The following is a 26,773-nucleotide window of genomic DNA, read 5'->3' on the forward strand; positions in this document are numbered from 1 at the left end:
AACAGCTCCCCTGGACAGCCCTGCCAACGTCGCACAGACTGGCGGGGCTGTCTCATGTCAGCCGGCAAATCCTTCGCACGGTCTCGAACCCGGCGTCCGATCCCGGCCACTGGTCTCGCACCGCATCGATTCCCACCCTGCGCACGATGCTGCGCAGAACCCAAGCGACGATGATCGCGTCGTCGGCGTATCCCAGAACGGGGATGAAGTCGGGCACCAGATCGATCGGCAAGGCGAGATAGACCATCAACAAGCCGAGTCGTACGCGCACGCCTCGCGGCTGTGAACGATCCGCGGACAGCCGACGAATAAGTCGCAGCAGGTCCGGCAGGATTCGCATCGCATCGCGGAGCACGACGCCCTTGGGGCGAATGACCGCCAGCGCGACGATCATCACGATCCACAGCAGAATCAGGGCGATGACAACGTCCACCAGAACGTCGAACACGCGCGAACCCGTCACGGTCACAACGTAACTCGTGACGGGTTCGGCAGTCCCTGCGGGCCCCTCAGCCGCGGGCGTCTTTCCCGGCGGTCAGTCGCCGCCAGACTTCTCCTTCTGCTCCTTCTGGGCCTCGACGGCCGCATCGCGCAGCGCCTTTCCAAACCCGAACAGCTTTCCGGCCACGCCCGAGACCTTGGCTGAAGCCTCGCCGGCGAGTTCGGACAGGGTCTTCTCCCCCGCCACACTGGCAGCCTTGCTCGTCGCCTCGGAGGCCGACTTGAACAGATCGAGAGAAACCGAGACGAGGGCGTCGGCGGGCGACGAGCCGTCCGACGAGGCAGAACTCAACCCGTGTTGCAGGCTGCCGAGCACGCCATCGGGCCCGGCGATGTTCCCGACGGAGTCGGTGACGGTCTTGAGCAATCCCATCGGCAGCGCGAACTCGACCGGCACCCCTTCACGTTCGGCGATTTTGTTGATCTCATCGAGCAAGGTGAAGCTCGTGGCAATCCGGCCTGTCGCCTGGCCCGCCTTCACGATGAACGGCAGCACGTCATCAAGCGACAGCATGGTCGCCTGCTCCCCGAGCTTCGACATCAGCTGCGAGGGCAAATCGTCGGTGAGCTTCAGGAGTCCATTCCACGTCTCCTGCTGATGCTCTGGTGTGCCTGAACTGCTGAGCAGATCGTCGTCGGGATTGTCGGCAATGATGGTGACGATCTTCTCCCGCGCTTCCCGCGGCATCTCGGCAGCAACCTGCAGCAGGTCAGGCAATACACCCCGATCGTTGGCATCGATCAAGGCTGTCCGGAGCTGGTCCGTGTCAAGGTTGGCGGTGATGTCAGCGACGACGGCCTGACGCGGTTGGGGTAGCAATCCGACCAAGGGAAGCAAAGCACCCGTCCCGCCGAACGCGATGCCTACTTCGACCGCTCGCCGGAAGGTCTGGTCGCTCGCCGCGGCAAGTGGTTCGGCAAACAGTCTGCGGTCCTCGGCAGGCATGCCATCGGTGAACTGCAGGAAGGACACGACGAGTTCAGGTTCGGTATCCAGGTGATCGAACGCCGTGTTCGCGGCCGCGCGCACCGTATCCGGATCGCTCCACAGCCGTGACGCCACCAGTTGCGCCCGCGACGCCGCCGGAAGCAGCGGGACCAGCCGCATGGCCGCGGCCCAGTTATCGGTCCGGCCGGCTGCCGCGAAGAGAGACTTGAGCGTTGGCAAAGCGGTCAACGCAGGATTGCGACCCAGCCGAATCAGTTCACTTCGGCCCATGAGCGGAATAGCCGACAACAGCAAGTCGAAACGATCCTCGGCCGCCAGTTCGATGAGGAAGCTCTCCAGGACCGAATCGCTCTGGTTCATCGCGATGTTCGTCGTGTGCGCCCGAATCTCCGGATCGACGTGCTCGAGAAGTTCGAAGATGATCGGCAGCTGTCCGAGTTCCTTTGCGGTGGTGATCAGCCGGCCGACCCGGACGTCGCTCACCAGCGGCATGATCGAGTTGAACTGATCTCGGTTCTCCGCCGTCTCGATGATCGTCAGCAGAGTCGCATCGTCGACGTAGGGCAACAACCCGTCGAGTTGTTCCTGCGTGACGTAATCGATGAACTGGCCCATCGCGGCGTGTTCATTCGCGGCGACGAGAAACGGCACGATCTCGCGCATCACCTCCACCGGGATCTTGGCGGCGAGCGGGCCGACCCGCCGTGGATCGATGTACGGAACAGCCTCGGCAAGCATCGACGGCGGCAGCTTCGGCACGAGCTTGAGGGCCTTATCCTCGTCGATAAGGCTCGCAAGTCCCGCCCCCATCCGCGGCTCGAATACCAGCGGGGCCAGCTTGACGATGACCTGAACCGGCACGAGTTTCGCGATGGCCGCGAGGTTTCGTAGCCGAGGTTCCCCGGCACCGAAGAAGTGGTCCGACACCAACTGACGAAGTTGCCGGATCTCCTGCCACCCTGCGGGTTCCAGGAACGCCAGCGACTTTGCGTCAACGCCGAGCAGACGCGACAGCTTGGCGATTTCGGCCCGTAGATCCGCTAGATCGCTCATGTGCTCACCCGCCGATGATCGCGCGGGCTGGTCCCCGAAGAATCATCGGCAGGTTTGCGACAACGTCCTTGCAACTCTGGTCGAGCGCGGCGACCTGAACTTGCGTCTGCTCCTGGATCGTGGCCAGCAGCCAACTCAGTCCATCCGCGCCGAGCTTGGCGATGCGCGGAGGCAACTCGGCGCCGAGTTCGCCCGCCAGAGACGTCTCCACATCACTCATCGCCAACCACCTACGCCGTCGACGTCAGTTGCGGGTCGTGTTGACGAGCAGGAGGTTGGTCTCGGCATTGTGCGTCACCGAGTTGGCGGTCGAACCCAGGACGCGAGCGATTCCACTCATTCCTCGGTTTCCGATCACCAACAGGTCGTAGGCCCCTGTCTCCTCGGCGAGTGCATCCGCAGGCTTCCCGGTGAGGATCTTCGGCTCGACCACCGCGTCGGGCACGTTGGCCTGAAGCGCCGCTTCGGCCTTCTCCAGAACCTGACTTCCTTCTTCGACCGAGTCTGCAACGGTCACCAGTGCGGCTCTCGCACCAAGGGCGGCAGCCAACTGGTAACCATGCGTGACCGCAACGATCGAGGTGTCCGACCCGTCGGTGGCAAGACCAACGGACTCGATCGGTCCCGGCTTTCGGACGAACAAGACGTCGCCACTGCTCTTGTGAGCCAACTGATTCGGAATGTTGCCCAGAAGTCGGCTCGAAGCTTTGTCGAGGCCGAGCGTCCCAACGACGATCAGACTGTCCGGCGCCCCGGACGCAGTGTCGAGGAGCGCGTCGACCGCATCACCGTGAACTTCGACCTTCTCCACTTCGGAGACACCCTCAGCGGTCAGATCGATGTCGGAGCCGGTCGTCGTGCGCTCGGCCCACGTCTGATCACGAGCGCCGAGAACCTCGATACTCGTCTTCCATGCCGTTACCGCAGTGACTGGTACCCCCAGCCCCGCCGCAACCTTGCCGGCCACGGCAACCGCTTCACGTGCCGTTTCCGATCCATCGGAGCCGACGACAACCCTCGAGTAGCTGGACATGTTTGACTCCTAGGCTCCGAAGATCAGGATGTGTACCGCGCCGACGAGGATTCCGAGCAGACCACCGTGTGCGTACAGCAGCCAGGCATCCTGTTCGATTGCGTTGAAGAGCATCTCGCCGAAGTCGTCCGGATCGAGCTGACGGAACTTCTCCGTTGCGTACTCCTCGATCTTCTTGGCCTTCTCCTTGTTCAACTCTTCGCTATACAGCACCGACGGTGCGAAGTCGACGACGGCCACCGCTCCGCCCTTCTCGAGCTCTTCGACATCGACGAACCCGAACGAGTTCCGTGCCATCACCATGAACGGACCCAGGATTCGCTTCGCCTCCTCGGAGACCGTCTCTTGGACGTAGGCGCGAGTCTTGTCTGCGCCCGAGCCGTTGAGCATCTCGTTGGTGAAGTTCGTGACGGTGAGAACCTCGATCGACAGCTGCTGGGCGAGCTCCCACGAGGCCTGGTGCTGGCGGGCTGCGAACAGGCCCTGCTTCCACAGGTACTTCGTCCGCGGCATCGGGTGCCCCGGAACGAACACGACCTTGATGGCAATGATGTTGACGATGATTCCGATGAGAGCCGCGCCGAGCAGCACCCACAACCAGGACGGGAAAATGTGCAGCAGCGTGTTGAGGAATCCGGGCAGCGGAATGTAGGCCGCGTTCGGGTCGAGCTCGTGTGCTTCTTTGACCTCATCGCTGCTGTAGTGGATGAACGACAGCCACAGCGCGAGAATCACACCGAACGGCGCACCCAGGGTCCCGATCCGGACCATGAACCGCAGTTCCGGAGCCGCCATGTTCTTGATGATCGACACCAGGATCGCCGGGTTCGTGCGTAGGTACTGGATGACCATCAGCTTGACGTCCAGTAGCTGGTCGATGTTCTCACCGATCTTCTTGAACGCCTTCTTCGACAGCGCCGGCAGCTCGGCATCGACCTTGCTGAGCACCTGTTCCTTGACCGGGCCAGGCAGCGTGCTCCACAGCTGCTTGTGCTCTTTCTCGATCACTTCGGTGGTGAGTCGCCGAATGTCGGGTCGAGCCTTCTCCGCGATGTTCATCGCAAGGCTGTCCGGATCAAGCTCCTGGTAGAAGTCGCCGACACCACCGATGCGGTAGATCGACTTGTCGACGATGATGCTCGCCATCTTCTCTGCACGGCAGGGGATGAAGCCCTGGAATCCGATGATTCCGTTCGGCGCCCAGCACGGCAGAATCTGGAGCTTTCGGGGCATGAACGGGAATATCCGTTTGACGCCCGGCATATAGAAACCGGTGAAGTTGATCGGGGCGAGCAGCATGATGACGCCGGTCCAGTTGGTGATCAAACCGGCGATTGCACTGAAGATGGGGACGGTGACGATGTCGACGACGAACTTCGACTGACCGGTCATTTCTTCCCAGTCGAGTAGGCCGAAGAAGCCTGTGGCTAGATAGCTCATTTCAGAGTCTCGAATTCTCTCGGAAAGGGACGGCGGCGGGACGGATCAGTGTCCGTGCTTCTTCAACTTCGGCGGCCCCGACCCCAGAATCTTGTCGCTACGGCCATCGGTGTCCCAGCCGCCGCCGGTGTAGCCGGTCATATCGAATGCCATTTCCGCGAACTGCTTGCCGAAATCCGAGAGGTAGATACTGCGGTAGACGGTGATTGCCGATTTCACCGACGCAATCGCCTCCATTGCCTCCGGCTGAACCTCGAGTAGCGAGTAGCGACGGATGTCCGCGACCGGCTCCGGCGAGAACCGGACCAACCCCAGACGATTGAGGTTTCCGAGGTACTCGGTTCCTTGCTTCGGCCAGCGGCAACTCGCCATCTCAGCGACCATGTTGATCCCGCCGAGGACGCGCTCCGAACCGATCTGGAAGAGCGTCTTGGTCCGCACGTCGATCGAGGGCTGTACGCCTACCGCGTAGAGGAACCGGACGATGCGTGCTTCGTCTGGATTGATCTGCTGAAGAATGTGATAGAACGCCGGGTGCCGGCCGCCGGCCGTGTACTTGGGAATTTGCGACTCGGCGATGAGCTTCTCGCCCATTTCGCGGACGTCCTCAGCGGAGTCGGCGCGGAGCCCGACGGTCTCCCCAACGGTCTCCGCCACGTTCCGCACCACACCCGTCGATTCGCCGACCCAGCGGCGTGGATCAAGGGGTGAACGCTGCCGTGCGGCTTCGGTGTCGGTGAGCATCTTCCAGATTCCGCTCACCGCGGTCGAGGCAGACGCCGCCGAGGCGATGACGTCCGACGCCGCGGCCGCGAGTTCGGCAGATTCATCCGAGTCATCGGACTTTGTCCCAGCCGCTTTGTCGCGTTTGGAGCGATCCGCCAACTTGTTGAGCGCATTCCACACGCGCTCCCGAGCGTGGTTGGCGGACTCCACCGCAGCGACAATTCCGTCCGCTGCGTCGACGCCGACCCTCACCGCCGGGCGGACCTTGTCACCGACAGCATCGGCGGCCGCGCCCAGATTTCGGGTGGCGTCGTCGAGGTTCTGCCGAGGTGATTTTGAATCAGTGTCTGGAATCATGTGATGCTCCCTCAACGCAATGTGCGCTCCCGACCGCAGCGACACAAATCGCTTGGGCCCCACTAAAGTCTTACGCCGGTTGCGCTTTCAAACAACGGAGTATTCACCGAAAATTTCGATGCGCTTTGGAACTTTCTCCAATAGTTGATCTAGAAATGGCGGCCCTATGGAGCCGCCATTTCCCGATCGGGTCAGGGCGCGAGAATCCGCCCTACATAGCGCGTTTCCTCGTCTACCATGTCCCGCGCAATTCGGCGGGCCCGCAATGCGGCTCGGTCCGCTTTGACGTTCAGATCCCGGCGAGGTTCGAGCTCCTCGTACTCCTCCTCGATCCGCACCTGCATCGATTCGAGCAGCTCGGCATCGCGCAGTGTCATCTCGTGGAACATCTCGCGCAGATACGCAGTGAGCTCCGCATTGTGCGGTGTGAAATCCCGCGCGATCCGGGTGAACGAATGAGTGACACCGCTGGACTCGGGCGTGAACGCCTGCACCCGCACCAGCGTCAGCGGCCGACTGCCTTGCGGATCGATCACATACCGCTGGACGTGCAAGCCGGGCGAGATGAATACGCCTTCCTCGAGTCGAGGCGACCGCGCATCCGGTGCGAGGCCCGTGACGTCCTTCTCCCACGGAGCCGGTCGCGTCGGGACGGTGATCCGAAGGTAGGACACCGATCGCTCGGAGACCTTCACCTCGTCGAGTGCCGGTAATCGCTGCAGGTCCGGCGGAACCGCTTCCGGATGCATGTGGAAAATGTTCGTGAGATCCAGGTAGTGCTCGTGCAGCAGCAGATAGTTCGCGGAAATCCGCGACACGTCCAACGAACTCGCCCAGGTGTGTTCCCCGGTCAGCCACGGAATCCGCGGCGGTGTCCGTAGGCCGGCGGCCCCGGGATCCCCGAGCCACACCCACACGAACGGCGCCTGCTCGAACACCGGATAGGTCCGCACTCGAATCCCGGGCGGGACATTCTCCTGTGATGGCACCTCGAGCAGCGTTCCGTCGGGGGCGTAGGTCATGCCGTGGTAACCGCACACGACCTTGTCTCCGTCGCGATGTCCGGTCGACAAGGCATGTGGTCGGTGGGCGCAGCGATCGTCCATGGCGACCACCGTGCCGTTGCCGACCCGATAGAGCAGGACATGCTTTCCGAGAGCGTGGCGGCTGAAGAGTTCCGCCTGTACCTCGTCGCTGGTTGCCAGCACATACCAGCAGTTCAGCGGGTAGTTGGGGCTCATATGTCCAGCACCAACCTTTCCGAACGGGATCGCGAAACGCAGATCATCATCGTTTGATTCTTTGCCTTCTCGGCATCGGTGAGAACGGAGTCACGGTGGTCGCCCAGCCCGCGGATGATGTCGCACTCACACGTTCCGCACACACCCTCCATGCACGAACCGATCACGTCGACGCCAGCCTGTTCGAGTGCGTCGTAGATCGATTGGGTCGCCGCGACGACGACGTCGATACCGGTCTGCGCGCACTCGACGACGAATTCGGTATCGCCCTCGGGGTTGGCTTCGACTGCCTTGGCGGCGAAGCGCTCGATGTGGAGGCTGCCGTCCGGCCAGTTTTCGCACGCTTCTTCGACCGCCGACAGCAGTCCGCTCGGACCGCAGCAGTAGACGAGGGTGTCCTCTTGCGGCGCGCCGAGGATCGAGTCCAGGTCCAGCCGACCGGTGACATCGTGCGGTGCGACCGACACGCGGTCGCCATGCTGTTCGAGCTCATCGAGGTACGCCATCGTCGAGCGCGAGCGACCGCCATAGAACAGCTGCCAGTCGGCACCCGTGGCGACCGCGGACGCGATCATCGCCTTGATCGGGGTGATGCCGATACCGCCGGCGATGAATACGTACTTCTGCGATCGCACGAGCGGAAAGTGGTTGCGCGGGCCGCGAACTCGGACCGTTACTCCCGCATCGAGCTTGTCGTGCACGTACTGGGAGCCACCCCGACTGTCGGGGTCGAGCAGCACTCCCACCTGCCACTCCGCTCGGTTCGCGGTGTCGCCGCACAAGGAGTACTGGCGAACGAGCCCGGGCGCGAGCATGAGGTCGATATGTGCGCCGGGTGTCCAATCCGGCAGGTCCGCACCGGTGGGATCAGCGAGCGTCAAAGTGACGACGCCGTCCGCAGCTACTTCACGACGCCGCACTTCGAGGTCGACTTCGACCTCGCGATAGGCGCCTTTGCCGGCATCAAACATCGAGATCGACCGTCCTCGGGTCGGTGACAAAGGTTGTCATTGGTGTCTCCTTTAGGTCGGTGCCAGAGGGGCTAGGCACCCAGGTCGGATAAAGCGAGCGCCCACCACAGTTCGGCGACGACCTGCGTGGACCGCAGACTCGTGCCGGTGAGCTCCTCGAACCGGGCAAGGCGGTACCGCACCGTGTTCTGGTGAACGAAAAGACGGGTTGCCGTGCGCTCGACGTGCAGGTCGCAGGCGAAGTAGGCCCGCAGCGTGCCCAGAAGCTCGCGTGCGGAATCTCCGACGGACAACGGTTCGAGGTAGCGCTGCCGGAGAACATCCCCGACATCCGGATCACCTACGACCGCTGCCTGCAGACCGACTGCGGAGAAGTCGCGCGATCCGTGAATTCCGAAAGCCTGCATTGTCGTCAGGGCCCGACTGGCCAGTCGGTAGGACTCCGCCAACTGCCGCAGTGAGCGCCGCGGTCCGACGCCAATGACGGTGCATGTCTCGGCCTGCGGTGACGCGGTGAGGAATCCGACGAGGGCACCGTCGACGACCGCGCACAATCCAGCGGAGGACTGTTCAAATCCCAAGGCCTGCTGGAGTTTTCGCTGTTGGTTGCGGTCCCCGAGGCGAGCGCGGATGGCCACGTATTCCGCGGCCGGGTCGAGCCCGTACGCCTCAACGCCGGCTTGCAGCTCATGGCTCGGCAGCGTTCCGAACAGCACTCCACGCACAAAAGCTTCTCGGCGCCGGCCATCAGCGTTGGTTCGCTCGACATCCGCGCCACAATGTCCGCGGACCGCAGCGACGACTGCCGCGTGCGACCACGTGTGGGCGGACTGTACGAATTGCAGGAGCTCGCCGTCTTCGACTCCGAGCTGCTGACCCGTCTCGCGAACATACGCGACCGCGGTGTCGATACCGGTGTGCCAATCGTGGAGCAGGTCGCCAAGGGAAATCCCGTGTAGGGCCCAGGACTCACCGGCTGAGTGCACGTACGCGAGTCCGTCGGCAGTGGGGACCGACCCGCTGGTGAGCGCTTCCGAAAGAAGGCGCACGACATTGCCGGCCATCTCCTTGTGGAGCGTGCCGAAGCGCAACGGTCGATCGGCGGCATGCTCTCGGCGGAGCGCAGCGTGGATGTGGTGGCCGAGGAAGTCCTGCTCCGCGAGGAGCGATTCGATCAGCAGATTCCACGCGGAGGTCAGCCGAGTGAGGGGTGCGGATATCGCAAGTGACATCGCGGCGTCGGCCTCCTCGCACGCTGTCGCGCACCTTGTAGCGAATGAATTTCCTTTGCCACAAATCCTTTTCGTGTGACCTGCGACACCAAGAACGCTACGGGCGCAACGGGGTCCGAACGATATACGCGAACTACCAACTTGCCGCCCGCGGTTGTACTCCGGATACAAAGACGGGCGCATTGGACTGTTCAGGCCCGTGGATGTTTGTACGATGCGGAGCCGGTCCAGACTGTCGACCGATAGGCTTGCACCATGGCGGATGGGCAATCGGAACGCGATGCCGTGATCACGGACATGGTTGGCCAGATCATCGGCCGCCTGACCGAACGACTGCCGGAAATCGCGCGTCGAACGCAGCAGATTCTCGTCAACGAACTCCAGGAGTTGCGCGAGGACAGTCAGATCCTCGCGTTGATGGCGGATACGGTGACCGCGAACATCGAGACGGTTTTCGCGGCCCTGCGAAACCGGATTCCGATGACGCAGATCGAACCGCCGACGGTGGCCGTTGAATATGCACGGCGGCTCGCCCAGCGGGATGTCCACGCCAACGTCATGATGCGGGCGTATCGAATCGGGCATCAAACGGTGCTGAAACTCATGCTCGGCGAACTTCGCCAGGTCGACCTCGACGTGACGACCGCGATCGACGTGACCGATCGAATCACCACGGAGAGCTTCGAATACATCGACTCGATCTCCCAGCGGGTCATGACGACCTACTACGACGAACGCGTTCGGTGGCAGGAAAGCCGCAACTACGACCGCGCGTCCCACGTCCGGGAATTACTCAAAGGTGGCGACGCCGACCTCGACGCGATGACCACGCTCGTCCAATATCCCTTCCGCCGAAAACATCTCGCGATCGTCGTATGGATTGGCGAATCGCCGGACGGGAGCGAGACCGCGACCCTGGAGCGCTTCATTCATCGGGTTGCCAAGGCGGTCTCACCCCAGGATTCCTGTTTGTACGTGCCCGCCGACCGGCTGACCGCCTGGGGCTGGATTCCGCTCCCCCAAGATCAGGATTCGACCACTATCTCGGCGCGAGTCGCTGACGTCCTCGCCTCGACTGAGCACCCGCCGTTCATCGCCATCGGGCGCGCAATTCCCGGTATCGAGGGTTTTCGACGGTCGCACGCGCAGGCTGTCGATGCCCGACGCGTCGCGCTCAGCGACGTCAATCGCACGAATCGGATGATCGAGGCTCGTGAACCGGGTGTGCTTCTCGCGGGCCTCCTCGCCGACAACCTCGACGACACCCGCGGGTGGGTGTGCGAGGTGCTCGGCCCGCTGGCGTCCGCAACCGAGAACGACGAACGCTTGCGCGACACTCTCCGTGCATTCCTGAGCGCGGGTTCGAGTTTCAAGGCGGCGGCGACCGACCTGCACTTGCACTTCAATACCGTGCGCTATCGAGTGGATCGCGCGGTCGAGCGCCGGGGGCGTCCGATTGACGAAGACCGTATCGACGTCGAACTCGCGCTTGGGTTGTGCCACCTGCTGGGCCCGGCCGTCCTCGCGGGCTAGCTCGCGGTGATGCTCGCCGTCACGGCTTTCGTCAGCTCCACGAGATCCGACGGCTTGAGTGAAATTTCCAATCCCCGCTTGCCGGCGCTGCAGAACACCGTCGGGAAGGTCAGCGCGGATTTGTCGATGACCGTCGGCAGCAGCCGCTTCTGCCCGAGCGGCGAGATGCCACCAAGCACATAGCCCGTGGTTCGTTGCGCCTTCGCCGGATCGGCCATGACAGCCTTCGGCGAGCCGAGTGCCGCGGCCGCCGATTTCAACGAAAGTTTCGCGGCCACGGGAAGCACCGCGACGGCAAGTTTGCCGTCCGCAAGTTCGATGACGAGCGTCTTGAAAACCTGGTCAGCCGAAACGCCCATGGCGGTCGCGGCTTCGTCTCCGTACGAGTGCACCCGTGGGTCGTGATCGTAGGAGTGGACCTGGTGCGGGATTTTCGCCGCGCTGAGGATCTTGGTTGCTGGTGTCGATGCCAATCTCGGTCAGTCAGTTGAAACCCGAAGCGCCGCGCAGTTCAGACCAGAACCGTTCCTGCGATTCGCTTTCCAGAATCATCTGGGCCACCCGTAGCTCACGTGCCTTGGAGGCGTCAGACAAATGACGCACATCGGCCCGGTGGTGCAAGGTGCCCATTGCCCGACTGACTTCGGCGGTATCCCGATCGTCGTTCATGAAACGATAATTGACCTGCACAAACAACATCGCAATACGTAGAGCGACCATTTTTCACGGTCGAATTCAAACCGTTGCAAACCGCCCGTTCGGTTACGGCATTTCGCCTACGGCGTACCGAGATGTCACACATGATTAACCAATGGCAACCACCAAGACGACGGCAGCGGCGCCGAAGATCACTTCTGGGCAGGATTTGCCCACCAATGGCTCGTCAGCTCCGACTCCGCAGCCGGATATGAGTGCCTCGCTCCCACACTCCCGCCGGAGTCCGTTCCCACCGATCGACGACTACGCATTCCTGTCCGACTGCGAAACCACCTGCCTCATCGCGCCCAGTGGTGCCGTCGAGTGGATGTGTGTCCCCCGACCTGATGCGCCAAGCATTTTCGGTGCGATTCTGGACCGCGGCGCCGGCCATTTCCGGGTCGGCCCGTACGGCCAGAGCGTGCCCGCGGCACGCGTCTACCGACCCGGCGGTTTGATCGTCGAGACCACGTGGCAGACCGAAACCGGTTGGCTCGTCGTTTATGACTGCCTCGCGATGGGTGGCTGGCACAACAACGACAAGCGCTCGGCAACCCACCGCCGTACCCCGACCGACTGGGATGCCGAGCACCTGCTGCTCCGCATCATCAGGTGCGTCAGCGGTGTCGTCGAGGTCGAGGTCAACTGCGAGCCGGCGTTCGACTACGCCCGCCAGAACGCGGTGTGGGAGTACTCGGGCGATGTCTACGCCGAGGCGACCGCCACGTGCCCGGGTAGCGCGGACGGCTCGATGCCGACCCTCAAACTGACGTCGAGCCTTCGGCTCGGACTCGAAGGGCGCGAGGCACAGGCCCGCACCCGGATGCGCGAAGGTGAGGAAGCGTTCGTCGCACTGACCTGGTCGCCGCTCCCCGCGCCACAGACGGTCGAGGAAGCGAAGGACAAGCTCAAGCAGACCTCGGAGTTCTGGCGTCAGTGGATCACGGTCGGCAAGTTCCCGGACCACCCGTGGCGTGGCTACCTGCAGCAGAGCGCACTCGCGTTGAAGGGTCTCACCTTCGCGCCGACCGGTGCCCTGATGGCCGCTTCGACCACATCGCTCCCGGAAACTCCAGGCGGCGTTCGCAACTGGGACTACCGCTACGCGTGGATCCGCGACTCCACGTTCGCGCTGTGGGGTCTCTACACCCTCGGCCTGGACCGCGAAGCGAACAACTTCTTCCACTTCATCGAGGACGTCACGCAGGACGCGAACGGTACCCCGCGGCCGCTGCAGATCATGTACGGCCTCGGCGGTGAAACGCAGCTGACCGAGGGCACGCTCGACCACCTCTCCGGCTATGACGACGCACGCCCCGTGCGCATCGGAAACGGCGCGTTCGATCAGCAGCAGCACGACGTGTGGGGCGCGATGCTCGACTCCGTGTATTTGCACGTGAAGTCCCGCGAGCACGTCCCCGAGAACCTGTGGCCGATCCTGAAACTGCAGGTCGAGCAGGCGATCAAGCACTGGCGTCTCCCGGACCGCGGCATCTGGGAAGTCCGTGGCGAGCCGAAACACTTCGTGAACTCCAAGATGATGTGCTGGGTCGCCCTCGACCGCGGGGCGAAACTCGCGCTGATGCACGGCGAGCAGGACCGGGCGGCCGAGTGGACGGCGATCGCCGACGAGATCAAGGAAGACATCCTCACGAACGGCCTCGACAAGCGCGGGGTCTTCACGCAGCACTACGACACCGACGCCCTCGATGCGGCCAACCTCATGATGCCGATGGTCCGTTTCCTGCCGCCCGATGACCCGCGGGTCAAGGCCACGGTACTGGCGATCGCCGACGAGCTGACGGTCGATGGCCTGGTCCTGCGCTACAAGGTCGAAGAGACCGACGACGGACTCGAAGGCGAAGAAGGCACGTTCACCATCTGTTCCTTCTGGCTGGTGTCAGCGCTCGTCGAAGTCGGTGAGTTCAAGCGGGCCAAGCAACTCTGTGAGCGCCTTCTGTCGTTCGCCAGCCCGCTCAAGCTGTACGCCGAGGAGATCGACACGAAGACCGGCCGGCACCTCGGCAATTTCCCGCAGGCGTTCACGCACCTGGCCCAGATCAACGCGGTGATGCACGTCATCCGCGCCGAGATGGACCTCGACGCGAGTGAGTTCGTCCCGGCCAGCCAGGCCAACTAATTCAGACGCCGAAGGGCCGTCCGGAGTCATCCGGACGGCCCTTCTGCGCCGACTACACCGCCGGATCGGGCGGCAGCGTCTCGAATCCCGAGTCCGCGCCGAGCTTCCCTTCCCGGAACAGCTTGAAGATGACGTCGCACTGAATGGCGTCCAGATAGACGACGCTCTGCTCGCCTTCCATTCCGTACCCGGCAACCGGGGCGAGGAAGAACGACATGTCCGACTCGTTCAGACCACCGAGGGTCATCGCGAGCTTGACCATCTCGGGGTACGACAAGTTGTCGTCCACCGCGATCGACGACGTTGCCGCTCGAAGAATCCGGTCGAGCTTCGCCGGGTCCTTGTAGACGTGCTGCGCCTTGACCTCACGAAGCATCGCGCGCAGGTAGACCTGCTGACGACGCACCCGGTCGAAGTCGCCATTCGGCAGGTGCTTGCGCTCCCGAACGTAGGCGAGCGCCTCTTCACCACTCATGTGATGGGCGCCCCGCGTCAGTCCGTACTCGCCGGCCGACACGATCGTCACGCCACCGACCAGGTCGGTGATGTTCTTGAAGCCCTGGAAGTCGACGACCGCGAAGTGATCAACGCGCACCTTGGTGACCTGCTCGACCGTCTTGATGAGCAGAGCCGGGCCACCGAACGCATACGCCGCGTTGATCTTGTTGTAGCCATAACCAGGGACGTCGACCCAACTGTCGCGCGGAATCGAGATCAGCTGCGACGACTTACCGTCGGCACTGATGCGCAGCAACATCAAGGTGTCGGCGCGCTGATTCGCGGGACCGTTCGCGCCGAGCGCCGCAACGTCGGTCTCGGGCTCGCGGGAGTCGCTGCCTGCGAGCAGGAACGTCGTGGCGTCATCGCCGACGGGCCGGTTGGAATCGACAAGTCCGGCGAAGACATCGGAGAGACGTTGGATATTGCCGAGATAGCGGGCGCCGGCGAAGACTGCGGCACTACCGGTGAGGACCAGGACCGCGATCAACGCGATCACGATCGGACGCACCCAGCGTTTCCGCGGTGCGGCTTCACTCAATTCCATCATTTCCTCCCTTACCAACTCTCAGCGCGTTATCAGCGAGCAAACGCGCGGCCCGATTTTGGGCACAGGGAGGCTGGCGTCATTGCCGTACTTAAGGGAGAAATCTGTTCGGCGGACCTGCACGTTAACGAAATCGGACGCGGGGTGACGCGACCCACACCCGGAAACAAGGCCGAAACAGTCAGAAAGAATAGCTGTTGCGAATTATTTGCCAACGAAAAACGCCCGGCCAGGTGGCCGGGCGTTCTCCGAAAGAAATGCTTATTCCTTCGGCAGTTCGTGGTGGCCACCGAAGGCCATACGCATCGCCGAGAGGATCTTGTTCGCCGTCAACGATTCACCGCGCGAATCGAAGCGGCTGTACAACGACGCGGTGAGAACCGGTGCCGGGATGCCCTCGTCAATGGCCGCTGCGACAGTCCATCGACCTTCACCCGAGTCCGACACGCGACCACCGAAGGTCTCGAGCGTGGGGTCGTCGTAGAGAGCCGAGGCCGTGAGGTCGAGCAGCCACGAAGCCACGACCGATCCACGACGCCACACCTCGGTGATCTCCTTGAGGTCGAGGTCGTACTGGTACAACTCGGGCTGCTCGAGCGGGGTGATCTCCGCCGAATGCTCGCCCTGGTCACCCTTGCCGCGGTTGGCGTTCGCAATGATGTTCAGGCCTTCGGCGTAGGCAGCCATGGCGCCGTACTCGATGCCGTTGTGCACCATCTTCACGAAGTGACCGGCACCAGCCGGACCGCAGTGCAAATACCCACGCTCCGACGTCGACAGCTCACCCGAGCGGCCCGGCGTGCGCTCGACGTCGCCGGCACCGGGCGCGATCGACGCCAGCAGCGGCTCGAGGTGCGCCACGGTCTCGGTCTCACCACCGACCATGAGGCAGAAGCCACGGCGGAGACCGAAGACACCGCCCGACGTGCCGATGTCGACGTAGTGGATCCCCTTGGGCGTCAGAGCCTTCGAGCGCTTGATGTCCTCGTGGTAGCGGCTGTTGCCACCGTCGATGATGATGTCACCCGGCTCCATGAGCTCGGCGAGCTGGTCGATGACCTTGCCGGTGATGCCGGCCGGGATCATGACCCAGGCAACGCGCGGCGTCTGCAGGTTGGCGACGAATTCCTTGAGGTCGGTGGTGCCGAACTCAGCGCCTTCGTCGACGAGTTCCTTGACCGGCCCCTCGTTGACGTCGAACACGACGGCGGTGTGGCCGTCCTTCATGATGCGGCGGACGATGTTGGCACCCATGCGGCCAAGCCCGACCATTCCGAGCTGCATATTCTCCCCTTCGGTTGGCACTTAGCCGTTGTTGCTGTGTCGACTACTTTTTGGACCGCCACACGCGCTCGAATGGCAGACGCCAAGCGCGAGGTGCGATGAGCTGGTGGATTGCGTTCGGGCCCCACGTGAACATCTCGTAGCCCTTGACCGGCGGCGGGTTGTCCAGCAGAGGCTGGCTGACCGCCCACAGACGCTCGATACCGTCGGCCGTGGTGAACAGCGTGTGGTCGCCGCGCATCGCGTCGAGAATGAGGCGCTCGTACGCTTCGAGCACGTCGCCGACGTTCTCGGTCTCCTGCATCGCGAACTGGAGGCTCAACTTGTCGAGCTTCATGCCCGGCCCCGGACGCTTGCCGTAGAACGACAGCGACACCTTCGACGCATCCGCGAGGTCGAATGTCAGGTGGTCCGGACCGTGTTCGCCGACACCCGAATTCGCCGGGAACATCGAGCTCGGCGGCTCGTGGAAGGCGATCGAAATGATGCGCTGACCCGCCGCAAGCGACTTTCCGGTGCGGAGGAAGAACGGCACACCAGCCCAGCGCCAGTTGTCGATGAAGCACTCGAGCGCGATGAACGTCTCGGTCTCGGACTCGGGGTCGACGCCCGGTTCGTCGCGGTAGCCCTTGTACTGTCCGCGAACCACGCGCTTGGGGTCGAGTGGGCGCATCGAGTCGAAGACCTTGGTCTTCTCGATGGTGATCGACTTCGCGTCCAGAGCGGTCGGCGATTCCATCGCGACGAACGCGAGGATCTGCATGAGGTGCGTGACGACCATGTCCTTGTAGGCGCCGGTCGGCTCGTAGAACACCGCGCGGCCCTCGAGCGTGAGCTTCTCCGGCACATCGATCTGGATGTGGTCGATGAAGTTGCGGTTCCAGATCGGCTCGAACAGACCGTTGGCAAAGCGGAACGCGAGAATGTTCTGCGCCGGTTCCTTGCCGAGGAAGTGGTCGATGCGGAAGATCTGGCGTTCCTTGAGCACTTCGTGGATCGAGGAGTTCAGCGACTTCGCGCTGGCCAGGTCGGTGCCGAACGGCTTCTCCATGATCACGTTCGCCTCTTGGGCCAGACCGGCCTTGTCGAGGGTCGTGATGGCCGCAAGCGCAGCCTTCGGCGGGACGCTGAGGTACGCAAGAACGCGCGTGCCCTCCGGCATCTGGCCGCGATGCTCCTTCACGGCTTTCGCGAGCGCGTCCGCGCCGGCACCAACGGGGACGTAACTCAGCCGGTCGACGAAGTCCTTCCACGACTCGTTGGTGATCTTGCGAGTCGAGAATTCCTTGCAGGCCTTTTCAGCAACCTTCTTGAAGCCCTCGGTGTCCAGATCATCGAGTGACGTCGCGACGATCCGGATTTCCGGAGCCAAATGCGAATTCGATAGGTGGAAGAGTCCCGGCAGAAGCTTGCGCTTCGCGAGATCTCCTGTCGCACCGAACAATACGACGACGTGCGGATCGGCCATGCCATGAACTGCCCCACGGGCCTCTACTACCACGACGGTCATCCTTCCATTCACAGCGCTGTGTTCGGGGCGAGTTCGACGACTTTGGCAGCAAAGCTGCCGCAATGGGACGGTTCAGCGTCGTTAACGCTTCAACCGGTCAGGAATTCGCCAGTGAATTTGCTGCCATAGCTGCGCCGACGATGCCGGCGGTGTTCAAAAGTTTGGCTGGGACGATCGGTGTCCGATTTGTCAGAAGAGGAATCCACTTCTCACTCTTCTTGCTGATACCCCCACCGGCGATGAACAAATCGGGCCAGAAGAGATTCTCGACCGTCGTGAGGACCTTCGAGACCTGCTTGCACCAGTCTTTGTAGGACATGTCGTTGTTCTCTTTGACCGATGCGGCGGCCCGATGCTCGGCTTCCTTGCCGCCCATCTCGAGGTGGCCCAGTTCGGAGTTCGGGATGAGAACACCGTTGTAGATGATCGCCGAACCGATGCCCGTGCCGAAGGTCAGCATGATGATGAGACCCTTCGCCTCGGCCGCGGCGCCGAAGCGGTCTTCGGCGAGGCCGGCGGCGTCGGCGTCGTTGAGAACGGCGACCGGTACTCCCCCGAGGGCTTCGGTGAAGATCTTCCCGGCGTCGGCGTTGACCCACGACTCGTCGATGTTCGCCGCGGACTTGGTGACGCCGTTGAGGACGACCGCCGGCATGGTCACTCCGACCGGGCCGGTCCAGCCGGCCTGCTTCGCGATCTCGGCGACCGTAGCGGCGACGGCTTCGGGAGTTGCGGGCTTCGGAGTCTCGATGCGAATGCGTTCACCAGCGAGTTCGCCGGTAGCCAGGTCGACAATCGCGCCTTTGATGCCGGTGCCGCCGACGTCGATTCCAAAACCCTGGCCAGCTGTTTCAGTCATCGCGACGACTCTCTTCTTCGACGAAGTACAGGATTTGTCAAACTGTAATCATCGAGAGCCGCCTATGTGGCCGACCTCACATTATTGGATGTACTCGGTCTGTCAGACAGCCGTGTTGCCTCGTCGGGACAGCGCAAGCAGCCGGGAAATGGCACGCAGGTACTTCTTTCGGTACCCGCCCTCGAGCATTTCCTTCGGGAAGATCTTGTCCAGCGGAGTGCCCGAGGCGACGACTGGGATGCTCGCGTCATACAAGCGGTCCGCCAGGACGACGATGCGCAACGCCATGCCCTGGTCGGTGACGGGCTTGATGTCGGAGATGAACACCGTCGACACGCCATCGATGAGGTGCAGGTACCGCGACGGGTGCAGTTGGGTGAGGTGCGCACACAGGCTGTCCCAGTCGTCGAGCGTCGCGCCCGGGGTCTCGGCTGCACGCTTCTTGAGTTCGACGGTGGTCGCCGGCTTCGGCGCCGGCGGAAGGTCGCGGTGACGGTAGTCCGGCCCGTCGACCCGGATCGACTGGAAGATGTCACCCAGCTTCTTGATTTCACGCATGAAGTCGGCGGCGGCGAAGCGCCCCTCACCGAGCTGGTGCGGAAGCGTGTTCGACGTGACCGCGATCGACACGCCCTGCGCCGAGAGTTCGGTCAGCAAGCGTGAGATGAGCATCGTGTCGCCGGGATCGTCGAGTTCGAACTCGTCGATGCACAGCAGGCTGTGGTCCTTGAACTCCTCGACAGCCTTCATGTAGCCGAGGGCTCCGACTGTGTGCGTGAGTTCGACGAACGTGCCGAACGACTTGGGCTCCGGAGCCTCCCGGAACGCCGAGGCGAGGAGGTGCGTCTTCCCGACGCCGAATCCGCCGTCGAGGTAGATGCCGGCGCCCGTGCCGCGGGTGCGCTTGCCCATGCCCCACTTGCGCTGGCCCTTGTGGATCGAGCCGATCTTGTTGACGAATTCCTTGGCCACCTTGACGGCCTCGACCTGCGTCGGTTCACCCGGAACGGGGTGGTAGGAGTCGAAGGTCGCGCCGTCGAAGATCGGTGGCGGCACGAGCTGCGCGATCAGCTCCGCCTGCGACATCTCCGGGAAGCGGTCGGTAAGACGGTCGGGCATGAAGTGAAACTTTAGTCCGTTCTCAGACACGCCCTGAATCGAACGAGAACACCTGGGCCTGCTGGACATGCTGAGATGTCACCGTGCGGACCATCTCCGAGCTCACTGACGACGATCTTCGTGACCTCTACGCCTACCCGGAACTTCCCGCGGTGCCGTGGGTGCGCGCGAACTTCATCACCACCCTCGACGGGGCCGCCTCCGTCGACGACTCGTCGACAGGTTTGGGTATCGATTCGGACCGTCGCGTCTTCGCCCTCCTGCGGGATCTCTCAGACGTGATTCTTGTTGGCGCCCAAACGGTTCGGGTGGAAGACTACGGCGGCGCACGCACCTCTGAACGCAAGCGCGAACGCCGTGAGGAGGACGGTCTCAGCCCGGTTCCGCCGATCGCGGTGGTGACCTCACGATGTGACCTCGACCCGTCGTCCCGGCTGTTCACCGACACGTCGGTTCCGCCGCTCATCCTGACCACCCATGAGGCCCCGTTCGAGAACCGTGCGCGCCTCGTTGCTGCTGGGGCGCAGGTGATGGAAATCACCGAGCAGACGATCACTCCCGAGCACATTTTGACGACGCTCGCGGCACTGAATCTCACCCGGGTGCTGTGCGAAGGTGGGCCGTTCCTTTTCGGTCAACTCATCGCCGACGACCTCGTCGACGATCTGTGCCTGACGATCCGGCCGCTCCTCGCGACCGGAAACGCGCCTCGAATCGCACATTCGGAACAGCCGAGCCTGCACCACATGGGCTGCGCATCGATCATCACCGACGACGACGGAACCCTGCTGACCCGGTGGATTCGTACCGAGTCAGCAGGCGCGGCGGGCATCGACTCCACCGCGTCTGGCACGCTTTAGGACATGGGGAGTCGTCACAGCGCGGGAATCGCCATTCTGGCGCTTGTCGTTGCGGGCTGTGGCGCGGGTCCGTCCCAGCGTCCCGAGATCGCCGTCGAGCAGCACAGCGCCGGGACCGCGACCACCACCGCCAAGAAGCCGGTGATTCCGGGGCCACCAGCACTACAGGTACCGAAGGTCGATCTCACCTGGACCGACTGTACCGATGACGAGATCAAGATCCACGGTTACGGTGCGGGACCGCAGGGTCTGCTGCTCGAATGTGCCACGTACCCAGTGCATCTCGAGGTCGACGACGCCCGGTCGCCGCAGATCGACCTCGGTGCGGTCCGCGCTCGTCTGCCCCAGACGCCGAAGGACGCGGCACCGATCGTCGTGAGTTCGGGAAGCGACCGGACGTCGATCGACACACTCGTCGCCATCTCGACCGGCCCGATATCGACGTTGCTGGCATCGCATCCGCTCGTCGCGGTCGATCGCCGTGGCGGCGGCGAGTCCGCCAACAACCGGTGCATCGACCCGCAGATCGCCCGTCAGATCAAGGACGGTGCACAGTTCCGCAATCCCGCGGTTCCGGTCACCGACCAGATGACCTACCTGAGTCAGCAGGCGACGACCAAGTGCAAGGACCTGCTCCAACCGCACGAACTCACCCACGACTCGACACATGCTGCGGACGACATCGAGCAACTCCGGAAGTTCTGGAAGGTCGACACGATCGCGTTCGTCGGCCTGGGTAACGGTGCGCGCGTCGGACTCGCGTACGCCGCTCAGTTCCCGACGCACCTGAGCCGACTCATCCTCGACTCCCCCGAACCCTTCGGCACCGATGCCGTCACCGTCGCCGAATCCCGCGCCGCTGGACTCGAAGCCGCCGTCAACGCATTCAGCACGCGGTGCAAAGCGATCCGCTGTGCGCTCGGCGCTGACCCGCGCGGAACCATCGCCGAACTTCTGACCAAAGCGCGCAACAACAAACTCGAGGGCATCTCGGTCAAGTCGGTCATCACCGCGCTGGTGGGATTCCTCGGATCGCCCGCCGGCGACTTGCCGAACCGGACCGCCGACTTCGCCCAGACACTCGAGTCGGCGAACAACGGCGACCTGACCGCACTCAAGGCCGAGATCGCCCGCGAAGAGACGATCAACGAGACCGACGGCCAGTTCATGATGCGGTGTTCGGACAGTCAGCAGGCCCCGCCTGGGGTGACGGTCAACGACCTGATGAACCAGTGGGCGAAGAAGTACCCGATCGGCGGCCGAGAGATCGCCCTCGACATGTTGGCGTGCGCAGCGTGGCCGACCCCGCCGGCGATCCCGGCGATCAAAGACCTTCGCCTTCCGGTGCTCGTCATCAACAGCGTGGCCGACCCGGTCGCCGGCCAGGCCGGATCGCCGACGGTGACCGGCGCCATCGCGAACGGCGGCGGCACGACGTCGGAATTGACGTGGTACGGATCAGGTCATCCGGTGCTCGCTCACTCGCAATGCGCTCAGCAGGCGGCCGTGAGCTACCTCGACACCGGAAAATTGCCGCCCAACGGCGGAGCGTGCCCGGCTTAGTCATTCGGCTCGTCATTCGGCGCTGCGGGGTGTCGCACCGTGCGCTCCTCGCAGGCCAGGTAACTTTTTCCTCGATGTTCCTCAACCGCCTTGAGCCCAAGACCGCGCGCACCAACGCGGAATTGGTGCGCTATGTAATGTGGCCACTCGCCATATTCACGTTCTTTCACCGCGTGCTCGTGCTCGCGGTGAACGGCCACATCACCGATGACTTCCGGCCCGTCTACCAGGCGGCGCTCAACTTCGCGAACCATCGCCCGGTGTACACGTCGGACCTGAGTTCGGTCGATCCGCACTACCTGTACCCGCCGAGCGGAACGTTGCTCATGACGCCGCTCGCGTACGTGGATCCCACGACCTCGCGGTACCTGTTCATTGTCGCCAACGCGCTCGCGATCCTCATGGCGTGGTACCTGCTGCTGCGCCTGTTCAACCGCAGCGTGTCGTCGGTCGCCGCGCCGGTGCTGCTGTTCGGCATGTTCTTCTCCGAGACCGTCACCAACACGCTGGTGTTCACGAACGTCAACGGAATCGTGCTGCTCGGCGAAGTCATCTTCCTGTTGCTGATGCTCAACAAACGCGAATGGTCGGCCGGTCTGGCGATCGGATTGACGCTGGCGATCAAGCCGATCCTTGCGCCGTTGCTGCTCATCGCGCTGGCCCGCCGTCAGTGGAAAATCCTTCCGGGCGCGATCGCGGTGCCCGCGGTCACGAACGCGATCGCCTGGCCCCTGGCGGTCGACCCGATGGCCTTCATCACCAAGACGATGCCGTACCTGTCGACCCCGCGCGATTACTTCAACAGCGCGATCGTCGGAAATGGTGCGTACTTCGGCGTCGCACCGTGGTTGCTGCTGGTCATGCGCACGGTCTTCATCGTGATGGTGGTGGTCACGTTGTGGCTGCTCTACCGGTACCACCGCGAGGACGAACTGTTCTTCGTCACGACCGCTACCGGCGTTCTCCTGACCGCATCGTTCCTGCTCGGTTCCCTCGGCCAGATGTACTACTCGATGATGCTGTTCCCGCTCATCGTGTCGGTCATGCTGCCGAACTCGGTGATGCGGAACTGGCCGGCGTGGGTCGCGGTGTACGGATTCATGTCCTTTGATCAATGGCTGTCGTGGAAGTACCAATGGCTCGGCCGCGATGTCGAGTACCTGCGGTCGACGCTCGGGTGGTCGCTGCTGCTCATCGTCGTCTTCGCGGTTCTGGTCGATCGATACTGGAATTCGCGCCGAAAGCCGGACGTTATCGTTCCGTCAGAGACTCGGGAGCCGGTCCTCGTCGCTGCGGGTTAACGTGGACTCATGCGTGACGCGAAGATTCAGCTGACCGATGAGCAGTGGCGCGAGAAGCTCACTCCGAACGAGTATGCGGTTCTGCGCAAAGCCGGAACCGAGCGCGCCTACACCGGCGAGTACACCGACACCGAAACCGAAGGCGTCTACACCTGCAAGGCGTGCGACGCCGAACTGTTCCGCAGCACCGAGAAGTTCCACTCGCACTGCGGCTGGCCCTCGTTCTTCGACCCGGCCGACACTGACGCCGTGATTCTGAAGCCGGACAACACCCTCGGAATGCGCCGCGTCGAGGTGCTGTGCGCCAACTGCCACAGCCACCTCGGGCACGTTTTCGAGGGCGAGGGATACAACACCCCGACCGATCAGCGGTATTGCATCAACTCGATTTCGCTGAAGTTGGTCCCGAAGGAATGAGCCAACGGCGCCCCACCGCGTGAACCGGTGGGGTGCCGTTTTCGACGTAGCTAGACGCCGGTCGTCACTGCCCCCGGAATCACCTCAACGTGCCGGACGCCCTCGATGATGTGGGCGAGCGACGCCACGAGTCGTTGCTCCTCGGAATCGGCGAAACCTCCGCCGATTTCGACTCGGCCTTCGTGGACCTCCACCGACCAGGCACGTCGGCTGCCGGCATATTCGTCCAGCAGTCCGCGGATCTTCGCGGCGATCGTCGCGTCGTCATTCGTCAGCAGACGCAGTACATCGCGGTGCGACACGATTCCGACGAGAAAACCCGCCTCGACGACAGGCATCGATCGCATGTGCCCACTGACCATCCGGTCCGCGATCGTGGCGATGTCGGTGTTGGGTGCCAGCACCTCGGCCGGAGCCGTCATCACCGCGTCGACGGTCGCGCCCGTTGACTCGGCGTTGAGGGCGTCAGTTTCCGCGAGAATTCCGATGACCTGCCCATCGTCGTCGACCACGGGCAGCGCCGCGAATCCATGCTTGACCAGGATCGCCGCCGCATCGCCCACCAACGTCGTCGGCGTCGTGGTGATCACCGGTCGGGTCATGATGTCGCGCGCTTTCATCTGTTCATCTCCTCGCGTGTGTGAACTGTCGTTGCTCACAGCCTGACCGAGATGAACCACCTGATCGAGGGCCTCAAGTCCTCAACTCGAGGCCCTTGTGCCTCAGGGCAGCGCGGCGATGAGCTGTGCCAACTCGACCCGCGGGCCCGTGTAGAACGGGATTTCTTCGCGCACGTGGAGTCGTGCCTCCGTCGCCCGGAGATCACGCATCAGGTCGACGATGCGATGCAACTCGGGAGCCTCGAACGCGAGAATCCACTCGTAGTCACCCAGCGCGAAGCTGCTGACCGTGTTGGCACGCACGTCCGGGTAGCCGCGTGCGGCCTTACCGTGGTCGGCGAGCATCTTGCGGCGCTCGTCGTCCGGCAGCAGGTACCACTCGTACGACCGGACGAACGGGTACACGCACACGTAATTGCCCGCCGCCTCACCGGCCAGGAAGGCGGGGATGTGGCTCTTGTTGAACTCCGCCGGGCGGTGAATCGCCGTGTTGCTCCACACCGGGACGCTGGCCTGACCGAGAGCAGTCGTGCGGCGGAAATCGTGGTACAGCTTCTGCAGGTCCTCGACACGCTCGGCGTGCGTCCAGATCATGAAGTCAGCATCCGCGCGCAGCCCCGCCACGTCGTAGATGCCGCGGACGATGACGTCGCCCTCTTCCGCCTCGGCGAAGAACTTCTCGGCCTCGGCGATCGCGGCATCGCGGTTCGCACCGAGAACGCCCGGCTGCACCCGGAAGACCGAGAACATCAGATAGCGGATTGTCGAATTGAGTGCCTGGAAGTCGAGTTTCGCCACGACCTCATCCTTTCATCTTGTTGTTGCACGTCTCCGTCCTCCCCTCCGCTCCTCGGTCCGTTCCTCGCTTCGCTGCGGTACTCCCTGCGATGCTCAGGTCGTCCTCTCGACGCGGGGCTGACTTCACCCGAGCAGCCGGTTCACTGCCTTCGTCGCCGTACCCACACAGGCCGGCACTCCGACGCCATTGAGGTAAGACCCGGCAATCGCGAGTCCGGGTTGGGCGTAGATGGCTTCCTCGATCTCGGCCACGACATCGAGATGACCGGGCAGGTACTGCGGCAGCGCCGATACCCAGCGCTGGACCACGTAGTCGGCCGCGGTGGTCTCGATCCCGGTGACGGTGCGAAGGTCCTCGAGCGCGTACTTCACGAGGTTCTCGTCGGTCTCGTCGAGAATGCTCTCGTCACCGAACTTTCCGAACGACACTCGAATAACCGGGTTCGGACGCTCGCGCAGGTGCGGCCATTTGCGGTCCGAGAACGTGAACGCCTTGGCCCGCAACGATTCACCGGACGCGACCAGGACCCCGGAGAGGTCCGGAAGAACGCTGTCCTGCAACGCCAGCGCGACGACCACTGCGGAAGCAGCGGGGATGCGACTGAGTGCACTCGCCGCGGCGGGCACTTCGCGATCGAGCAGTGCGGAAGCGATCGCGGGCCGAACCGCGACCACGACGATGTCGAACGTGCCGACATTCGTAACGGTCCACTGTGATCCGTACCGGACGATTCCTTGCGCCGCGACCGACGCGATCCGGGGTTCCGTCTGCCGGATCAGTTCCTCAACCAGACGCTGGTAACCGCCTTCGATTCCACTGAACACCGGGCCCGATTGAGGCGCCCCCATCGCGGTGACGACGGCTGCCGTGAGGTTCGGGGCACCGGCATCGAGCGCGGCGGCGAGCGTGGGCAGCGCGGCCCGGACGCCGGCCGTCTCCGACGTCCCGGCGTACACACCGCCGAGCAGCGGATCGACACAACGTTCGACGACTTCGGCACCGAACCGGTCACCGACCAGTTCCGCGACCGAACAATCCGATCCGGATTCCCAGGTGAATGGATGCGTGGGCTCGGAATTCACCCACTCGACTGCCTCGTCCGAGACGAAGCCTCGAATCGACTCACCCGAAGTCGGGAGCCCCATCAGACTTCCGGCCGGAAGGGAATGCGCTGCGCCGCCCGCCCACACGATGGGACGCAGGCCAGCCGGCAGCACCATCAGGTCGCTGAGACCGAGTTCCTCGAGCAGTTGCACCATCTCCGGCCGCCGCCGAACAAACGCTTCCGCACCGACGTCGAACGGCCCGCCACCGAGTTCGACAGTCCGAAGCTGGCCGCCGATTAGGTCCGGATCGACAAGGACGATGTCTGCCTCGGTTCCGAGCTTCTGCCGGAGCCGATAGGCGGCAACCAGCCCGGAGATTCCCGCGCCGATCACCGCTGCTGTTTTTTCTGCCTTCGCTTCGCTTCGGCGGTTCGCGGGCCCTATGAGTGCCACCTTCCCTCGTCGCACCGGGCACTCG

25 protein-coding genes are annotated in these 26,773 nt (G+C 63.4%); 6 read left to right on the plus strand and 19 right to left on the minus strand.

The features are described 5' to 3' along the window. Window positions 1–52: 52 nt before the first annotated feature. From F600_RS0111125 to F600_RS32370, 9 genes are all read right to left on the minus strand, one after another. The gene (locus F600_RS0111125; protein WP_018160690.1) at window positions 53–469 is read right to left on the minus strand and encodes a YkvA family protein; all 417 of its coding nucleotides are present in this window, start codon (window positions 467–469) and stop codon (window positions 53–55) included. Window positions 470–535: 66 nt separating this feature from the next. Next, window positions 536–2,503, minus strand: a complete 1,968-nt coding sequence (locus tag F600_RS0111130) for a hypothetical protein (RefSeq protein ID WP_018160691.1) — start codon at window positions 2,501–2,503, stop codon at window positions 536–538. 4 nt (window positions 2,504–2,507) lie between these two features. Continuing rightward, window positions 2,508–2,723 (minus strand): hypothetical protein, encoded by a 216-nt coding sequence (locus F600_RS0111135; protein WP_018160692.1) that lies wholly within the window; start codon window positions 2,721–2,723, stop codon window positions 2,508–2,510. A gap of 24 nt (window positions 2,724–2,747) precedes the next feature. Continuing rightward, the gene (locus F600_RS0111140) at window positions 2,748–3,536 is read right to left on the minus strand and encodes a universal stress protein (RefSeq protein WP_018160693.1); all 789 of its coding nucleotides are present in this window, start codon (window positions 3,534–3,536) and stop codon (window positions 2,748–2,750) included. Window positions 3,537–3,545: 9 nt separating this feature from the next. Then, window positions 3,546–4,976 (minus strand): DUF445 domain-containing protein, encoded by a 1,431-nt coding sequence (locus tag F600_RS0111145; RefSeq protein WP_018160694.1) that lies wholly within the window; start codon window positions 4,974–4,976, stop codon window positions 3,546–3,548. A 45-nt stretch (window positions 4,977–5,021) separates the two neighbouring features. After that, window positions 5,022–6,059: an Abi-alpha family protein gene (locus F600_RS30325; RefSeq protein WP_018160695.1), complete on the minus strand. Its 1,038-nt coding sequence runs from the start codon at window positions 6,057–6,059 to the stop codon at window positions 5,022–5,024. 191 nt (window positions 6,060–6,250) lie between these two features. Continuing rightward, window positions 6,251–7,300 (minus strand): Rieske 2Fe-2S domain-containing protein, encoded by a 1,050-nt coding sequence (locus F600_RS0111155; RefSeq protein WP_018160696.1) that lies wholly within the window; start codon window positions 7,298–7,300, stop codon window positions 6,251–6,253. Further along, the gene (locus F600_RS0111160; RefSeq protein ID WP_018160697.1) at window positions 7,297–8,271 is read right to left on the minus strand and encodes a PDR/VanB family oxidoreductase; all 975 of its coding nucleotides are present in this window, start codon (window positions 8,269–8,271) and stop codon (window positions 7,297–7,299) included. The genes F600_RS0111155 and F600_RS0111160 overlap by 4 nt, the downstream gene beginning before the upstream one ends. 71 nt (window positions 8,272–8,342) lie before the next feature. Beyond that, entirely contained in the window at window positions 8,343–9,503 is a 1,161-nt protein-coding gene (locus F600_RS32370; RefSeq protein WP_018160698.1) for a PucR family transcriptional regulator, read from the minus strand. A gap of 255 nt (window positions 9,504–9,758) precedes the next feature. Between F600_RS32370 and F600_RS0111170 the strand changes: the two genes are divergently transcribed. After that, entirely contained in the window at window positions 9,759–11,036 is a 1,278-nt protein-coding gene (locus F600_RS0111170) for a PucR family transcriptional regulator (protein ID WP_018160699.1), read from the plus strand. Here F600_RS0111170 and ybaK read toward each other — a convergent pair. Then, window positions 11,033–11,509 (minus strand): Cys-tRNA(Pro) deacylase, encoded by a 477-nt coding sequence (gene ybaK, locus F600_RS0111175; protein ID WP_018160700.1) that lies wholly within the window; start codon window positions 11,507–11,509, stop codon window positions 11,033–11,035. The genes F600_RS0111170 and ybaK overlap by 4 nt on opposite strands. Before the next feature lie 10 nt (window positions 11,510–11,519). Beyond that, window positions 11,520–11,705, minus strand: coding sequence for a hypothetical protein (locus tag F600_RS0111180; protein WP_156024533.1), 186 nt, complete (start codon window positions 11,703–11,705; stop codon window positions 11,520–11,522). 142 nt (window positions 11,706–11,847) lie between these two features. Here F600_RS0111180 and F600_RS0111185 point away from each other — a divergent pair, with 142 nt between their 5' ends. Next, window positions 11,848–13,872, plus strand: a complete 2,025-nt coding sequence (locus tag F600_RS0111185; protein ID WP_018160702.1) for a glycoside hydrolase family 15 protein — start codon at window positions 11,848–11,850, stop codon at window positions 13,870–13,872. A gap of 52 nt (window positions 13,873–13,924) precedes the next feature. On the opposite strand, the gene F600_RS0111190 is transcribed toward F600_RS0111185, so the two are convergent. The 5 genes from F600_RS0111190 to zapE all read right to left on the minus strand — a co-directional run bounded on the left by F600_RS0111190 (window position 13,925) and on the right by zapE (window position 19,689). After that, complete coding sequence (locus F600_RS0111190; protein WP_162141412.1) at window positions 13,925–14,917, minus strand: LCP family protein; 993 nt, start codon at window positions 14,915–14,917, stop codon at window positions 13,925–13,927. A gap of 261 nt (window positions 14,918–15,178) precedes the next feature. Next, window positions 15,179–16,201, minus strand: coding sequence for a phosphogluconate dehydrogenase (NAD(+)-dependent, decarboxylating) (gene gnd, locus F600_RS0111195; protein WP_018160704.1), 1,023 nt, complete (start codon window positions 16,199–16,201; stop codon window positions 15,179–15,181). A 43-nt stretch (window positions 16,202–16,244) separates the two neighbouring features. After that, entirely contained in the window at window positions 16,245–17,711 is a 1,467-nt protein-coding gene (gene zwf / locus F600_RS0111200) for a glucose-6-phosphate dehydrogenase (protein WP_211220058.1), read from the minus strand. A 97-nt stretch (window positions 17,712–17,808) separates the two neighbouring features. After that, the gene (gene ppgK / locus F600_RS0111205) at window positions 17,809–18,570 is read right to left on the minus strand and encodes a polyphosphate--glucose phosphotransferase (RefSeq protein ID WP_018160706.1); all 762 of its coding nucleotides are present in this window, start codon (window positions 18,568–18,570) and stop codon (window positions 17,809–17,811) included. A 102-nt stretch (window positions 18,571–18,672) separates the two neighbouring features. Further along, entirely contained in the window at window positions 18,673–19,689 is a 1,017-nt protein-coding gene (gene zapE / locus F600_RS0111210; RefSeq protein ID WP_026306425.1) for a cell division protein ZapE, read from the minus strand. An 83-nt stretch (window positions 19,690–19,772) separates the two neighbouring features. On the opposite strand from zapE, the gene F600_RS0111215 reads away from it, so the two are divergent. The 4 genes from F600_RS0111215 to msrB all read left to right on the plus strand — a co-directional run bounded on the left by F600_RS0111215 (window position 19,773) and on the right by msrB (window position 23,830). Next, window positions 19,773–20,549, plus strand: coding sequence for a pyrimidine reductase family protein (locus tag F600_RS0111215; RefSeq protein WP_018160708.1), 777 nt, complete (start codon window positions 19,773–19,775; stop codon window positions 20,547–20,549). Window positions 20,550–20,552: 3 nt separating this feature from the next. Beyond that, entirely contained in the window at window positions 20,553–22,112 is a 1,560-nt protein-coding gene (locus F600_RS0111220; protein ID WP_018160709.1) for an alpha/beta hydrolase, read from the plus strand. A 74-nt stretch (window positions 22,113–22,186) separates the two neighbouring features. Beyond that, complete coding sequence (locus F600_RS27800; RefSeq protein WP_018160710.1) at window positions 22,187–23,413, plus strand: glycosyltransferase family 87 protein; 1,227 nt, start codon at window positions 22,187–22,189, stop codon at window positions 23,411–23,413. Window positions 23,414–23,437: 24 nt separating this feature from the next. Beyond that, on the plus strand, window positions 23,438–23,830 hold the full coding sequence (msrB, locus tag F600_RS0111230) for a peptide-methionine (R)-S-oxide reductase MsrB (protein WP_026306426.1): 393 nt from the start codon (window positions 23,438–23,440) through the stop codon (window positions 23,828–23,830). A 50-nt stretch (window positions 23,831–23,880) separates the two neighbouring features. Here the strand turns inward: msrB and F600_RS0111235 are convergent, their stop codons facing one another. The 3 genes from F600_RS0111235 to F600_RS0111245 form a co-directional block, all read right to left on the minus strand. Next, complete coding sequence (locus F600_RS0111235; RefSeq protein WP_026306427.1) at window positions 23,881–24,450, minus strand: CBS domain-containing protein; 570 nt, start codon at window positions 24,448–24,450, stop codon at window positions 23,881–23,883. 102 nt (window positions 24,451–24,552) lie between these two features. Continuing rightward, complete coding sequence (gene hemQ, locus F600_RS0111240; RefSeq protein WP_018160713.1) at window positions 24,553–25,248, minus strand: hydrogen peroxide-dependent heme synthase; 696 nt, start codon at window positions 25,246–25,248, stop codon at window positions 24,553–24,555. A 123-nt stretch (window positions 25,249–25,371) separates the two neighbouring features. Beyond that, window positions 25,372–26,748: a protoporphyrinogen oxidase gene (locus F600_RS0111245; RefSeq protein ID WP_245541519.1), complete on the minus strand. Its 1,377-nt coding sequence runs from the start codon at window positions 26,746–26,748 to the stop codon at window positions 25,372–25,374. Between the last annotated feature and the right edge of the window lie 25 nt (window positions 26,749–26,773).

Origin of the sequence: Smaragdicoccus niigatensis DSM 44881 = NBRC 103563 (genome assembly GCF_000380645.1) — a bacterium.
GTDB lineage: Bacteria > Actinomycetota > Actinomycetes > Mycobacteriales > Mycobacteriaceae > Smaragdicoccus > Smaragdicoccus niigatensis.

What these genes read in the sequence shown, in the direction of transcription:
- F600_RS0111130 (WP_018160691.1), bottom strand. Translation starts at nt 2,503, where the DNA reads ATGAGCGATCTAGCGGATCTACGGGCCGAAATCGCCAAGCTGTCGCGT.
- F600_RS0111135 (WP_018160692.1), bottom strand. Translation starts at nt 2,723, where the DNA reads ATGAGTGATGTGGAGACGTCTCTGGCGGGCGAACTCGGCGCCGAGTTG.
- F600_RS0111140 (WP_018160693.1), bottom strand. Translation starts at nt 3,536, where the DNA reads ATGTCCAGCTACTCGAGGGTTGTCGTCGGCTCCGATGGATCGGAAACG.
- F600_RS0111145 (WP_018160694.1), bottom strand. Translation starts at nt 4,976, where the DNA reads ATGAGCTATCTAGCCACAGGCTTCTTCGGCCTACTCGACTGGGAAGAA.
- F600_RS30325 (WP_018160695.1), bottom strand. Translation starts at nt 6,059, where the DNA reads ATGATTCCAGACACTGATTCAAAATCACCTCGGCAGAACCTCGACGAC.
- F600_RS0111155 (WP_018160696.1), bottom strand. Translation starts at nt 7,300, where the DNA reads ATGAGCCCCAACTACCCGCTGAACTGCTGGTATGTGCTGGCAACCAGC.
- F600_RS0111160 (WP_018160697.1), bottom strand. Translation starts at nt 8,271, where the DNA reads ATGTTTGATGCCGGCAAAGGCGCCTATCGCGAGGTCGAAGTCGACCTC.
- F600_RS32370 (WP_018160698.1), bottom strand. Translation starts at nt 9,503, where the DNA reads ATGTCACTTGCGATATCCGCACCCCTCACTCGGCTGACCTCCGCGTGG.
- F600_RS0111170 (WP_018160699.1), top strand. Translation starts at nt 9,759, where the DNA reads ATGGCGGATGGGCAATCGGAACGCGATGCCGTGATCACGGACATGGTT.
- F600_RS0111180 (WP_156024533.1), bottom strand. Translation starts at nt 11,705, where the DNA reads ATGAACGACGATCGGGATACCGCCGAAGTCAGTCGGGCAATGGGCACC.
- F600_RS0111185 (WP_018160702.1), top strand. Translation starts at nt 11,848, where the DNA reads ATGGCAACCACCAAGACGACGGCAGCGGCGCCGAAGATCACTTCTGGG.
- F600_RS0111190 (WP_162141412.1), bottom strand. Translation starts at nt 14,917, where the DNA reads ATGGAATTGAGTGAAGCCGCACCGCGGAAACGCTGGGTGCGTCCGATC.
- gnd (WP_018160704.1), bottom strand. Translation starts at nt 16,201, where the DNA reads ATGCAGCTCGGAATGGTCGGGCTTGGCCGCATGGGTGCCAACATCGTC.
- zwf (WP_211220058.1), bottom strand. Translation starts at nt 17,711, where the DNA reads ATGACCGTCGTGGTAGTAGAGGCCCGTGGGGCAGTTCATGGCATGGCC.
- ppgK (WP_018160706.1), bottom strand. Translation starts at nt 18,570, where the DNA reads ATGACTGAAACAGCTGGCCAGGGTTTTGGAATCGACGTCGGCGGCACC.
- zapE (WP_026306425.1), bottom strand. Translation starts at nt 19,689, where the DNA reads ATGCCCGACCGTCTTACCGACCGCTTCCCGGAGATGTCGCAGGCGGAG.
- F600_RS0111220 (WP_018160709.1), top strand. Translation starts at nt 20,553, where the DNA reads ATGGGGAGTCGTCACAGCGCGGGAATCGCCATTCTGGCGCTTGTCGTT.
- F600_RS27800 (WP_018160710.1), top strand. Translation starts at nt 22,187, where the DNA reads ATGTTCCTCAACCGCCTTGAGCCCAAGACCGCGCGCACCAACGCGGAA.
- F600_RS0111235 (WP_026306427.1), bottom strand. Translation starts at nt 24,450, where the DNA reads ATGAAAGCGCGCGACATCATGACCCGACCGGTGATCACCACGACGCCG.